The sequence below is a fragment of the Aestuariivirga sp. genome (assembly GCF_965227715.1).
Classification (GTDB): Bacteria; Pseudomonadota; Alphaproteobacteria; order Rhizobiales; family Aestuariivirgaceae; genus Aestuariivirga.
Map to the genome: position 1 here is coordinate 3,528,023 of NZ_OZ245771.1, position 12,444 is coordinate 3,540,466.

A 12,444-nucleotide genomic window follows, 5' to 3' on the forward strand; every position below is an offset into this window, starting at 1 on the left:
CCCCCTAAATTCCTGTAGGTTATGAGGTGGACATGAATCTTCGTCAGGTCGAAGTCTTTCGCGCCGTGATGACCAATGGAACGACAGCACGCGCGTCTGAAGTTCTGCGCATTTCTCAGCCTGCCGTGTCCAAAGCAGTGGCGGAACTGGAGCGTGCAGTAGGCTTTTCCTTGTTCCACCGCGTCAAGGGCCGGCTGCAACCGACTGCGGAAGGTCAGCTCCTCTTCCGGGAAGTTGAGCAGACCTTCACCGGTCTTGCACATTTGCGAGGCGCGGCGGCCCGCATCCGCGACTACGGCTCGGGCGAGCTGCGCATCGGATCGCTGTCGGCGCTCTCCACCAATGTCATGCCGCGTGCACTTGCTGCATTCATGATCCGGAACCCGCAAGTGGCTGTGACCTTCCAAGCCCACATGTCCTCGGTCGTGCGCGATCTGGTGGCATCTGGCCAGTTCGATCTGGGTCTTGTTGCTGACGAGATAGACAAGACCGGGGTCGAGGTCCGTCCCTTTGCACGCTACCGCGCCGCGCTTGCCGTGCCAGAGCGGCATCGGCTTGCCGGACAGGAAGTGGTCGTACCAAAAGATCTGCACGGCGAGGCATTCGTGGCACTTGCCCCCGAGGATACAACTCGGCGGGAAGCCGAGATCGTCCTTACCGAAGCGGAGGCGCGGCCCAGGGTGGTGATGGAGACACCCTATTCGACCACGGTCTGCGCGATGGTGGCAGTGGGAATAGGTGTTGGATTGGTTGATCCGCTGACCGCTCAACCTTTTGTGGGACGCGGTCTGACGCTCTGCGCCTTCGAGCCCGCGCTCCACTTCCGCACACTTCTGATTTTGCCTCCCCACCGCCCGCCATCGCGAATCCTCGAGGATTTTATTGTAGAGCTCACCCGGGCTGCTCACTGATCAGTCTTTCAATGCAAGTCGGGCGACTTGGGTCATCCAGTCGATCGCTGGTCCCAGCACCGCGTCATTGAGGTCATAGCCGGATTCATGAAGCTTGCCACCGGGCTGGACTGGGCCATTTCCGATCATCACATATGACCCGCCTCGCCCCTCATCGACCATGAAGGCAAAATCATCGCCCCCCATCACCGGGCGGACATCACGTGTGTGTTCCAGACCAGCAGCTTGGGCCGCGGCAACTGACAGGGCGGACTCGGCCGGAGTGTCGGTCATGACCCGGCCGGTCGAGTTGATCTCATAGTCTGCCCGAACCCCCATGGCGGCGGCAGTTCCCTCGATCACCGCCTTCATGCGCAAGATGATTGCCTTTCGTAGTTCGGCGTCAAAGGTGCGCAGTGTGCCGGTCAGGGTCACTTCGCCAGGAATCTGGTTCGAGACGGTTCCACCATGAACCATAGAGCAGGTCAGGGCCACAGTAGCGATGGGGTCGACGTTGCGCGAAACAATCGAATTCATAGCAACGATCAGATGACCTGCGGCGGTCACCGGATCGCGGGTTTGGTGCGGCATCGCAGCGTGGCCAGCTTCGCCCTTCAGTGTCACTCGCCACTCACCTCCAGCTGCGAAGGCTGGTCGATCGTAGATTGCTACCTTTCCAAGCGGAATTCCGGGCCAGTTATGCCAAGCAAATATCCGCTCGGTGGGAAATCTCTGGAAGAGCCCGTCGGCGATCATTGCTTTGGCGCCTTGGCCGTTTTCTTCTGCTGGCTGAAAGATTAGGTGGATCGTGCCCTGCCAATCAGGATCGCGATCAAGTGCCGCGGCAGCACCAATTAAAGCGGCGGCGTGACCATCGTGGCCACAAGCATGCATGACGCCGGGGTTCCGCGAGCGGTGCTGCACTTCGTTTGTTTCAGTAATTGGCAGCGCGTCGATATCCGCCCTCAATCCAACAGACCGGTTCGATCCTGGTCGATGCAATCGTGCGACGATGCCGTGCCCGCCGATGCCGGTTTCGTGTGGGATACGAAGTTCGGTCAGGCGGGCTGAGATGAAGGCGGCCGTAGCGGATTCCTGGCAGGACAGCTCTGGAAATGAGTGTAGGTGCCGCCGCCATTCGGTAACCTGTTTTAGAAGTTCGATATTTTCCATCAAAGTACCTTCGAGAGAAATGCCCTTGTGCGGGGCTCTTGCGGGGCCGCCAGCACTTCGCGCGGGGGGCCCGATTCAACGATTATTCCTTGGTCCATGAAGACCAGGTGATCGGCCACCTCGCGGGCAAAGCCGATTTCATGGGTGACAAGCATCATCGTCATCCCTGACCGAACAAGGTCCTTGATCACATCAAGCACCTCTCCCACAAGTTCAGGGTCAAGGGCGCTCGTCGGCTCATCGAAAAGCATAACTTCCGGTTCCATCGCCAAGGCGCGGGCGATGGCGACACGCTGCTGCTGGCCGCCGGACAACTGGTTTGGATAGCGGTCCTGCAGGCCTGATAGACCTACCCTCGCAAGAAGCGCCATGGCCCTTTCGCGAGCTTCCGCCCTGCGCTGGCCGCGAATCTGTACCGGACCTTCCATGATGTTCTGCACGGCCGTCATGTGAGGAAACAAGTTGAACCGCTGGAAGACCATGCCCGTGCGCCGTCTTTGTTCGGCCACGTGCCGCCATGGCAGGGGGTGAAAGCGGCCGGCACGCTCGGTATATCCCTGAAGTTCGCCGTTCAGGAAAACCCTCCCCGCCGATACTGTTTCGAGTTGATTGATGCAGCGTAGAAGAGTGGATTTGCCAGACCCCGAGGGCCCGATCGCCACGCAGACTTCGCCCTTGGAGATCGTCAGGTCGATACCACGAAGTGCGTGGTAGTTGCCGAAGAACTTGTGGAGTTCCTGGAGGGTGACGGCGTCGCTCATCCCGGTCTCCGCACGATGGCGTGGTCGTGCCCACGACCAAAATGCCGTTCCAGCCAGAACTGACCGATCATGAGGATCGACGTAATTGCCAGGTACCAGAAGGCAGCGACCATCAGAAGAGGGACGGGCAGGAAGACGCGGTTCGCGATGGCATTTGTGGCGAACATCAGGTCCAACGTGAAGGGCACAGCCAGGACAAGCGACGTACCTTTTAGCATGCCGATCGTTTCGTTTCCGGTGGGTGGAATAATAGTGCGCATGGCTTGAGGCAGAAGGATGCGCCACCAGATGCGGATTTTTGACATGCCAAGCGCCTCGGCCGCTTCGGTCTGACCTTGGTCGATGGCGCGGAAACCGGCACGGAAGATCTCGGTCAAGTACGCGCTTTCGTTGAAACCTAGGCCAAGGACAGCGGCGACTCCGGCGGTGATGACCCACTTGGTGTCGATACCCACGATCTCGGGCCCGAACGGAAGTGACAGTGACAAACGCGGAAAAAGAACAGCGAAAAGACCCCAGAACAGGAGTTGAGTGTAAAGTGGAGTGCCACGAAAGAACCAGACCCAAAGCCAAGACAACGCTCGAAGGATCGGATTCTCGCTGTCACGCATCAAGACCAGTGCCATTGCACAGACCATAGCAACAGACATAGCGACGACAGTGAGGATCAATGTCCACATCACGCCGCGGAGGACTTGCGGTGCAAGAAGGTACTTCCAGAAAATGCCCCAATGGAAATTCTCGTTTACCGCAAGGCCAGTTGCTGCTTGCAGGGCGAGCATGGCCAGCAGTACCACTGCAATCCAACGACCTGGATGCCGTGGCGGGACGATGGCGTTCAAGACCACTGCGCCATCCTTTTCCGCAACGTCGGCGGGAGTGCGCCGACCGTCCGGAGTTCTTGACCTGGTCACCAGCTTGTCCCTTTGGTCAGTAGGCGACCTTTGGATTGATTTCGGCCTTGTCGATGGTCACCGTAAGCCCCCATGCAGCCATCAGTTTGGCGTAAGTGCCATCTGCGATGAGATCATTCAAAGTGTCGGCGACGAGTTGCGTCAACTCCATGTCATCCTTGGGCACAGGTATCCCGTTGACGCCGCTTTCGCCCATGACACCAAAAGCTTTCATGGTTTCAAGGGTACCCTCCGAATTTTTGACGGCCAATGCGATCTGGCTGTCACCCGAGATCGTGGCATCGGCACCGCCAGCTGCGACCCGTGTCAGTGCCTCAGTCTGAAGGCCGAAGGGAAGGATGGTGATTGCTGGCTTCCCCGCTGCAACGCATTCATTGTTGATGAGGGTAACTTGCTCTTCGTGCCAGGTGCCGGTCTGCAAGGCCAAATTGGTGCCGCATATGTTTTCGGGATCAAAACCTGTCGGGTTGCCCGACTTGACTGCCCAAAGGCTGGTTGATACGAAGTAAGTGACAAAGTTGACGACCTTCATCCGCTCGTTCGTTACACTGAAAGCATTGATGCCAATATCGTACTTGGAGCCGAGGGCCGGCAGGATCGAGTCGAACGGCGCGGTGCGGCTTTCGTACTTTAACCCCCACTTTGCGGCGATAGCATCGCCGATATCGACATCGATCCCCTCTGGCGTCTGGCCGTCCTCGCCAGCCAGATAGGACCAGGGCGCGTAAGCATTGTCTGATCCGCCGACCAAGACGCCGGCTTCACGGATCTTCATCGGTACACGGGCCGCAAGTTCCTGGTTCACCTTGATTCCGTTGGTGTCAAATCCTTCGGCCCAAGCTACGCCTGAAACGCAGTGAAGCAGAAGTGCGGCCGTAATGTAGGTCTTGGCTAGCATGGTAGATTTCCCCTCTTTTTTTGCAGAGCACCGGTTGGTCCGGCATCACTGCGGCAGAGAATAGAGACGCAAATCTATGCAGTCCAATATCAACATCAGCCAAATCAATTCCAAATAGTTATACCCTATGGCAGATGCTGCGTGCGGTTCAACAACGTGGGGAACCAGTCTTCGCGTAGGCGCTGACCGTTCAGCATTCCATGCCCGGGAAACGGAGGCGAGGTGCGGCTTGGACGCTCGATAAAGCGCGCATCGTCGCCGACCAACCGAAGACTAAAGGCACGTCGACGCTGGGTGGTTTCGTTCCCGCGCGCTCCGTGCAACGTTTGGAAATCGAACGCTACCGCATCCCCGGGCTCCATTTCCCACTCACGGATATCCATGCCTTCGGCGTCAGGATCAGGCACTGGCATGTATAGCGAAGGATCGGGATAGAAGCTGGTGTCCGCCAACCAGCGCTTTGGCAGCACCTCTCGCTGCCAGCGGTGAGACCCGGCCACACAGCGCAAGGAGGCCTCGCGCACTGGGTCAAGGGGGGACCAGAAACTGATCGTCTGGCGGCCCTTGACGAAATAGTAAGGTCCGTCCTGGTGCCACGGCGTTGGCTTAGAGGTTCCAGGTTCCTTTACTAATACGTGATCGTGAAACAACTGGACGCTTTGCGATTGCATCAAGTCTGCTGCGACTTCGGCAGCCGGTGAACTGCGGATCACCCTCTCAAACTCGGCGATGCGCTGCCAGTTGCAGTAATCGTCGAAGAATCGCCCCCCTTCGCCCGCTTTCAGGTTCTCGGCAGCGTAGGGGCCAGGGCTGGTCATGTTGACTTCTACGCCTCTGCGCAGTGTTTCGACGTGCTCTTTGAACAAACCGCGCACCAGCACAACACCGTACCGCTGATAGCTTTCGATCATTTCCAGATTGACCAGTGGATGGGTCATAGCGTCCTCTCTGCGTTTCCTGGGGCTTGAGGTTGCTGGTGATAAGATATAGTTTCCAGTAATATCATCGGAAGCCTGATATAGTGAAATGCTTCACGTTACATTGCGCCAGCTGGAATACATCGTCGCCGTCGGCAAGGCAGGCAGCCTTGCTCTGGCATCGGCCCACCTGAATGTCTCTCAGCCCGCGTTGTCCGTAGCCATAGCCCAGGTGGAGACGAGGATCGGAGAGCATATTTTCCTTCGCCGCAAAGGGGTGCGGATCACGCCCACGTCATTCGGACACCTCTTTCTGCGCGAGGCGGAAGCGCTCATCACCAAAGCCGAGGCGCTAGAGCTACCCGGTGCATTGGCGGGTCGCGGTAAGGCGCGCGTCGCACTCGGCATTTTGTCCGAGCTTGCCCCGCGATGGCTAGCGCCGATCACTGTGCACCTGCAGGCCACGCTTCCACTTGTGGACTTTGTCGCCTATCCCATGGGCTTTTCCGCTCTCGTCGAGGCGTCGAGAGACGGCCGAATAGACATCGGCTTGACCTATGACCTTGGTCTCGGTGCCGACTTTCGCCGCGATCATTTCTTGAACGTTGTGCCGCGAGCTTGGGTTGGATGGGACGACCCGTTCGCGCGCCGTCCAAATATCTCGCTCTCCGAGTTGGCCGAACGTCCCCTGATCTTGTCAGACCACGACCTTTCAATGCAGCACATGATCGGCCTGTTTAGACGCGTTGGGCAGTTGCCGGTGGTCCGGCATCGTGCTGCCTCGATCGAGCTTATGCGAAGCCTTGCAGCCAACGGCGAAGGAACTGGAATTAGCTACACCAATCCCCTCGGACGGATAACAGACGACGGCAAGCCGATCGTCGGCTTACCTATCGGTGACGAATTTGCCGTGGAGCCAATCGTCCTCATCAACCGAGGGGTTGGGATTACGCCCATGCACGAAGTTCTAAACTGTATTCAGGAATTGGCATTCAGCGGAGATGAGAATACCCAAGCGTGAGAGAGGTCAACTCCTCTCCCGTGGATTAGTTGTGCCGCGCCAACTGGTGACTGCTTCCGACAAACTGGACCGTCCAAAGTGAGGATTTCTCGTAATGTGCCAGGCAGGCAAAGCGAGGAAGGACCATGAAAGTATCGAGGTTCAGCGAGCAGCAGAATACCTTCATCTTGAAGCAAGTCGATGACGGCGCCGGTATCGAGGACGTATGCCGCAAGGCCGGTGTTTCGCAGCAGACCTACTACCGATGGCGGAAAAAGTACAGCGGCTTAGGGGACAGGATCGATGCAGAGCAGCAGTCTGGTCTCGCCTCCCGGAACGGCAGGTGATCGGTGCCACAAGGGGTGCAGTTCTGCTGAAGCGTTCGCGCCGCCGTAGATCACGATCGCTTCTGTTGGGACCTGATGGATCAGCATCTCGTCAAAGGGCTCACCAAAATTGACCGAGTAGGCCGTGTTCGCGTCTGCCCACTCGGTGCCCGGTCCGCAATAGGTGCAGAGCAGGCGCATCGTCACTGAGTCGACGTGAAACCGGGGGCAGGTGCGGTCGGTGGCCTTTTCCAGCCGAACAGATGCGCAATCTGATTCTGCCATGTCACACAGCCTTCTTGCACAGGCTTCGATGTCGGCAGCCAGCCAGTCGCGCAGCGACGGATCCAGCGTGGGCGGCAGGCCGGCCACGAGGCTCTCCGCGAGCCCCTCGACCGACCCTTCGATCCTGACATGCTCCGGCAGCAGCGGAAGGTTCTCGCGCAGGAGAAAGCGGATGGGCGCGGGAAGCGCCCGCTGCCTCAGGAGGAAGGGCACGAGACCCAGCGGAATGGATGTGAGCTCGAACTTCGCAGCCATCAGGCGGCTTCCTTCTTCCGCCACACCGGAAAAGGGTCTGGCAGATGTGCCCAGGCGGCAAAATCCGGTTTCGCGGCCGGGATCAGGCAGCGATCGAGCTGCGCCCGAATGGCAGCTTCGTCCATGCCGGTGCCGATGAACACGATTTCCTGGCGCCTGTCGCCCCAGACCGGATCCCAGCGCTTTGCGATCCACGCTTCCCAGTCGGGTTCCTGGGGCCAGGACTGCTTCTGGATGGCGGCCCACCAGAAGCCGGCGGCCTCGGTTCTGACAAGAGCGCCGGCCTGGCTGACCTCTCCCACCCATTCAGGCCGCGTTGCCAGCCAGAAGAAGCCCTTGGCACGAATGACGCCGAGCCAGGACGCGTCGAGGAAGGCCTTGAACGCCCTGGGGTCGAAGGGCCGGCCTTCACGGTAGACGAAGCTCTTGATGCCGTATTCGAGGCTTTCCGGAACATGGTCTCGAAAGCCGTTGAGTTCCTTGAACCAGATCGGATTCTGATGCGCCTTCTCGAAGTCGAAGCGGTTGGTGCCGAGGATCTCGGACAATGGCACGCGCGAGAAATCCGTTTCGATCAGCCGCGCGTCCGGATTGAGGGCCTTCACGATGCTGCGGGCGGCCTTGCGCTCCGCCTCGCTCGTTGTCGAGACCTTGTTGAGGATGATCGTATCGGCGAACTCGATCTGATCGACCAACAGGTTGACGAGGGTACGCTCGTCCGTGTCACCCAGGGCGAGGCCTCTGGTGGCGAGAAAGTCTGCCGAGCCATAGTCCTTGAGCAGATTGGCGGCATCGACCACGGTCACCATGCTGTCGAGACGCGCCACGTCCGACAGGCTGTGGCCATCCTCATCACGGAACTCGAAGGTGGCGGCTACGGGAAGCGGTTCGGAGATGCCCGTGCTTTCGATCAGGAGGCAGTCGAAACGGCCCTCATCGGCAAGCCGTGCGACTTCGCGCAGGAGATCGTCGCGCAGCGTGCAGCAGATGCAGCCATTGGACATCTCGACCAGCTGCTCGTCGGTGCGCGAGAGGTTCGATCCGCCGTCGCGCACGAGGCTCGCATCGATGTTGACCTCGCTCATGTCATTCACGATGACGGCGGCCCTGAGGCCCTCACGGTTGTTCAGAACATGGTTGAGAAGCGTGGTCTTTCCGGCGCCGAGAAAGCCGGACAGGACGGTGACGGGCAGGCGATCCGTTGAAGAACGTTGAGGCATGGTGAGTCAGTCCCGTTTGAGTTGGCAGTGGTGATCTGGAGGTTGGCTTTCGAAGGCTGCGCCACCTGTGTTCAGACTCGGGGCCAGCGGCGTCATCTGATGGCCGCGAGGAATTCGGTCTTGAGGGATGCATCCGTCTCGAAGGCGCCGGTGAATTGAGAGGTCACCGTGGAGACGCCCGGCATGCGGATGCCGCGCGTGGTCATGCACTGATGGCTCGCCTCGATCCACACGGCGGTGCCGCGCGGCTTCAAGGCCGATGTCAGCGCGGCCGCGATCTGGGCGGTGAGAGTTTCCTGCGTCTGGAGCCTTCGGCCGAGAATGTCCACGAGGCGGGCGATCTTCGAAATGCCGACAAGGCGGCCGCCGGGCAGGTAGGCGACATGGGCGGTGCCGAGGATCGGCACGATGTGGTGCTCGCAATGCGACTGCAGGCGGATCGACTTGACCAGCACCATGCCGCGATAGCCCGCGACGTCCTCGAAGCCGGTTGCCAGAACCACTTCGGGAGATTCGCGATAGCCCGAGAAGAACTCTTCGTAGGCAGCGGCCACCCGCGCCGGCGTATCCCGCAGCCCTTCGCGGTTGGGGTCGTCGCCCGCCCAGCGGATGAGGGTGTGCACGGCGGCGATCGCCTCGGCGCGGGTGACGATGGAGTCTGGCTGTTGACTAAGGAGATTCAAGGACATGAGAGACTCGATTGACTTCTGATATGTTATAACATAACAATTCACTGCCATGCTGTCTATCAAAACTCCAGCCACACCAGCTGCGCTCTCCCGCAATGAGGAACAGGTTTACGACGCGCTGCGCAACGCCGCCCGTTCCATGTCCGCTTATGAGATTCTCGCGGCCCTCCGGGACACCAGGATCAAGGCGGCTGTGCAGGTCTACCGCGCGCTGGGGCAGCTGATCGCCAAGAACCGCGTGCACCGCATCGAAAGCCTCAATGCCTTCGTGGTCTGCCGCTGCGAGGCGCACAGCACGCCGGCGGGCTTCTATATCTGCGATCGCTGTGGCTCCACCTGCGAATTCGATCCCGGACCTGCCCTCGGCGCGCTTCGCCCCGCAGACGGTGGCTTCGAGATTCAGCTGGCCAGCATCGAGCTGCGGGGCCTCTGCACGCACTGCGCATCGACAGGAGAAAAATCCTCGTGAAAATCCACTCTCCCGTTCTCGATGCTGGCGCCTTGCTGCGCCTGCTGGTGGCCGCCGCGCTGACGGTTGCGATCTGGGTTGCCATTCTCGCGGTGATGCAATGACGGCCGCGTCCCATTTCCGCCTCACCGACGTCACGCTGGGATATGATGGGCACCCGGCCGTTCACCACCTCGACGGCGCTTTCGAGGCGGGCTCCATGACGGCGATCTTCGGACCCAACGGCTCCGGCAAGTCGACACTCCTGAAGGGGTTGATGGGCTTGCTGAAGCCGCTCAGCGGCTCGATCGAGCGTCCCGATCTCGATGTGCGGGACATCGCCTATCTTCCCCAGGCGCAGGAGATCGACCGCAGTTTTCCAGCCTCGGTTCATGATCTCGTCTCACTGGGGCTCGTACGGCGGACTGGCTTTTTCTCTGCCGTCGGCAAGGCGCAGCGCGCGGAGATCGCCACGGCGCTCGAGGCCGTGGGGCTTGGCGGCTTCGAGGGACGGCCCATCGGATCGCTGTCGGGCGGGCAGCTGCAAAGGTCGCTTTTCGCGCGCGTGCTGCTGCAGGACGCAAAGGTCATTCTGCTCGATGAGCCGTTCTCCGCCATCGATGCCCGGACCGTGAAAGACCTGCTGTCCCTCATCCACCGCTGGCATGCCGAGCGGCGCACCATCATTGCGGTGCTGCATGATGCCGATCTCATCCGCTCGCACTTTCCGGACTCGCTGGTTCTGGCACGCGAGCCGGTCGCCTGGGGGCGCTCCGAAGATGCATTGAACCCGGCAAACCTGCTCAAGGCGCGCCGCATGAACGAGGCATGGGACGAGAATGCCCCATGGTGCGAGGAGAACGCGGCATGACGCTCTATGATCTCCTCGTCTCCCCCTTCACTGACTATGCCTTCATGCGCCGGGCTCTGGTGGGCGCCACGGTGCTCTCGCTCTCGGCCTGCCCAATTGGTGTTTTTCTGATGCTGCGCCGCATGAGCCTGACCGGTGACGCCATGGCGCATGCCATTCTACCGGGTGCTGCCATCGGCTTCCTGGTCTCGGGCCTCGCCCTGCTGCCCATGACGGCCGGCGGCATCGTGGCGGGGCTCTGCGTGGCGCTCCTCTCTGGTGCTGTCTCGCGCCTCACGATCCAGCGGGAGGATGCGAGCCTCGCAGGCTTCTACCTCGTCTCCCTCGCTCTTGGCGTTCTGCTCATCAGCCTCAAGGGATCGAACGTCGACCTGATGCATATTCTCTTCGGTACTGTTTTGGCGCTCAATAACGGGGCGCTTGAGCTGATTGCCTGGGTCGCCACTATCACGCTCCTCACCCTCGCCGTAATCTGGCGTCCGCTCGTCGCCGAGTGCATGGATCCGGTGTTTCTGGGCTCCGTCAGCCGGATCGGCCCGGCGGTGCATTTCCTGTTCCTGGCGCTTGTCGTCCTCAATCTTGTCGGCGGCTTCCAGGCGCTCGGCACTCTGCTTGCGGTGGGCCTGATGATGCTGCCTGCATTATCGGCCCGGCTGTGGTGCCGCAGGCTCGAGAGCATGTGCGTCCTGGCGGCGGCGATCGGCATGGTTTCCGGCTTTGTGGGGCTGCTGGTCTCCTACCATGCCAGTGTCGCATCCGGACCCTCCATCATTCTTACGGCCGGCGTTGCCTATGCGCTGTCCCTTGTGGCCGCGCCGCAGGGCATCATCCGGTCACGCTTCACCCCAACACGTCATCGCATTGCATGAAGGAGACGATCATGAGTGTTTCATTGAGAAGCCTGCTGGCCGTAACCGCCGTTGGCCTGGCGCTGGTTTCTGCCCCGTCGGCATTCGCGGACGGCAAGGTCAAGGCGGTCGCGAGTTTCTCCATCCTGGGCGACATGGTCAGCCGGGTGGGCGGTGACCTCGTAGAGGTGACGACCATCGTTGGCCCGAATTCCGACACACATGTGTATGAACCCAAGCCGGCGGATGCCACTGCCCTTGCAGCGACCCAGGTGTTTTTCGTCAACGGCCTCGGGTTTGAGGGCTGGATGGAGCGGCTGGTCGAATCGACGGGCTTCAAGGGCGAAACCGTCGTGGCAAGCACAGGCATCACGCCGCGCACCATGATGGAGGAGGGTGCGGAGGAAACCGATCCTCATGCCTGGCAGAACCTTTCGAATGGCCTCGTCTATGTGAACAACATCGCAGAGGGCCTGTGCAAGGCCGACGCCGCTGATTGCGACACGTTCAAGAAGAATGCCGCAACCTACGCGGCGGAGATCTCCGCGCGTGACGCCGAAGTCAAGGCCAAGATCGCCACCGTGCCGGAAGCCAAGCGCAAGGTCATTACCAGCCACGATGCCTTTGGCTATTTCGGCGCGGCCTATGGCGTCACGTTTTTGGCGCCGGAGGGAATCAGCACGGAAAGCGAAGCTTCTGCGGCCGACGTCGCAAAGCTGATCGAGCAGGTTCGAAAGGAAGGCGTCACAGCTCTCTTCGTTGAGAATATGAGCGATCCGAGATTGATCGAGCAGATTGCTAAGGAGACGGGCGTGAAGCCCGGCGGCGCACTCTATGCCGATGCCCTATCAGAGAAGGGCGAAGGTGGGGGAACATATCTCGACATGTTCAAACATAATATCTCGCTTCTCGTTCCGGCCATGGCAGGTTCGTGAGGCTGCAAATGTAA

At 60.2% G+C, this 12,444-nt stretch carries 15 protein-coding genes; 7 read left to right on the top strand and 8 right to left on the bottom strand.

The genetic code is table 11. The features are described 5' to 3' along the window. Positions 1 to 32 precede the first annotated feature (32 nt). The gene (locus tag ACO06F_RS16675; protein ID WP_421693859.1) at positions 33 to 911 is read left to right on the top strand and encodes a LysR substrate-binding domain-containing protein; all 879 of its coding nucleotides are present in this window, start codon (positions 33 to 35) and stop codon (positions 909 to 911) included. On the opposite strand, the gene ACO06F_RS16680 is transcribed toward ACO06F_RS16675, so the two are convergent. The 5 genes from ACO06F_RS16680 to ACO06F_RS16700 form a co-directional block, all read right to left on the bottom strand. Next, a complete protein-coding gene (locus ACO06F_RS16680) occupies positions 912 to 2,063 on the bottom strand; it encodes an amidohydrolase (protein WP_421693860.1) in 1,152 nt (383 codons plus the stop codon). Continuing rightward, a complete protein-coding gene (locus ACO06F_RS16685; RefSeq protein WP_421693861.1) occupies positions 2,063 to 2,824 on the bottom strand; it encodes an amino acid ABC transporter ATP-binding protein in 762 nt (253 codons plus the stop codon). Before ACO06F_RS16685 ends, ACO06F_RS16680 begins: the two co-directional genes overlap by 1 nt. After that, entirely contained in the window at positions 2,821 to 3,666 is an 846-nt protein-coding gene (locus ACO06F_RS16690) for an amino acid ABC transporter permease (protein WP_421693862.1), read from the bottom strand. Before ACO06F_RS16690 ends, ACO06F_RS16685 begins: the two co-directional genes overlap by 4 nt. Before the next feature lie 88 nt (positions 3,667 to 3,754). After that, a complete protein-coding gene (locus ACO06F_RS16695; RefSeq protein ID WP_421693863.1) occupies positions 3,755 to 4,636 on the bottom strand; it encodes an ABC transporter substrate-binding protein in 882 nt (293 codons plus the stop codon). A gap of 125 nt (positions 4,637 to 4,761) precedes the next feature. Then, positions 4,762 to 5,574, bottom strand: coding sequence for a phytanoyl-CoA dioxygenase family protein (locus tag ACO06F_RS16700; protein ID WP_421693864.1), 813 nt, complete (start codon positions 5,572 to 5,574; stop codon positions 4,762 to 4,764). 88 nt (positions 5,575 to 5,662) lie between these two features. Between ACO06F_RS16700 and ACO06F_RS16705 the strand changes: the two genes are divergently transcribed. Beyond that, positions 5,663 to 6,574, top strand: a complete 912-nt coding sequence (locus tag ACO06F_RS16705; protein ID WP_421693865.1) for a LysR family transcriptional regulator — start codon at positions 5,663 to 5,665, stop codon at positions 6,572 to 6,574. 125 nt (positions 6,575 to 6,699) lie between these two features. Beyond that, positions 6,700 to 6,900 carry a transposase gene (locus ACO06F_RS16710; protein ID WP_421693866.1) on the top strand — a complete coding sequence of 67 codons (201 nt, stop codon included), beginning with the start codon at positions 6,700 to 6,702 and terminating at the stop codon, positions 6,898 to 6,900. Here the strand turns inward: ACO06F_RS16710 and ACO06F_RS16715 are convergent. The 3 genes from ACO06F_RS16715 to folE all read right to left on the bottom strand — a co-directional run bounded on the left by ACO06F_RS16715 (position 6,841) and on the right by folE (position 9,328). Then, positions 6,841 to 7,419, bottom strand: a complete 579-nt coding sequence (locus ACO06F_RS16715) for a DUF1826 domain-containing protein (RefSeq protein WP_421693867.1) — start codon at positions 7,417 to 7,419, stop codon at positions 6,841 to 6,843. The two genes, ACO06F_RS16710 and ACO06F_RS16715, sit on opposite strands and share 60 nt — an antisense overlap. Further along, the gene (gene zigA, locus ACO06F_RS16720) at positions 7,419 to 8,639 is read right to left on the bottom strand and encodes a zinc metallochaperone GTPase ZigA (RefSeq protein WP_421693868.1); all 1,221 of its coding nucleotides are present in this window, start codon (positions 8,637 to 8,639) and stop codon (positions 7,419 to 7,421) included. The genes ACO06F_RS16715 and zigA overlap by 1 nt, the downstream gene beginning before the upstream one ends. A 92-nt stretch (positions 8,640 to 8,731) precedes the next feature. Next, positions 8,732 to 9,328, bottom strand: coding sequence for a GTP cyclohydrolase I FolE (gene folE, locus ACO06F_RS16725; RefSeq protein ID WP_421693869.1), 597 nt, complete (start codon positions 9,326 to 9,328; stop codon positions 8,732 to 8,734). Between the two features lie 49 nt (positions 9,329 to 9,377). On the opposite strand from folE, the gene ACO06F_RS16730 reads away from it, so the two are divergent. The 4 genes from ACO06F_RS16730 (at position 9,378) to ACO06F_RS16745 (ending at position 12,430) form a co-directional block, all read left to right on the top strand. After that, positions 9,378 to 9,797 (top strand): Fur family transcriptional regulator, encoded by a 420-nt coding sequence (locus ACO06F_RS16730; protein WP_421693870.1) that lies wholly within the window; start codon positions 9,378 to 9,380, stop codon positions 9,795 to 9,797. 100 nt (positions 9,798 to 9,897) lie between these two features. Continuing rightward, on the top strand, positions 9,898 to 10,647 hold the full coding sequence (locus tag ACO06F_RS16735; protein WP_421693871.1) for a metal ABC transporter ATP-binding protein: 750 nt from the start codon (positions 9,898 to 9,900) through the stop codon (positions 10,645 to 10,647). Then, positions 10,644 to 11,516 (top strand): zinc ABC transporter permease AztB, encoded by an 873-nt coding sequence (aztB, locus tag ACO06F_RS16740; RefSeq protein WP_421693872.1) that lies wholly within the window; start codon positions 10,644 to 10,646, stop codon positions 11,514 to 11,516. The genes ACO06F_RS16735 and aztB overlap by 4 nt, the downstream gene beginning before the upstream one ends. 11 nt (positions 11,517 to 11,527) lie before the next feature. After that, on the top strand, positions 11,528 to 12,430 hold the full coding sequence (locus ACO06F_RS16745; protein ID WP_421693873.1) for a metal ABC transporter substrate-binding protein: 903 nt from the start codon (positions 11,528 to 11,530) through the stop codon (positions 12,428 to 12,430). The last annotated feature ends 14 nt before the right edge of the window (positions 12,431 to 12,444 follow it).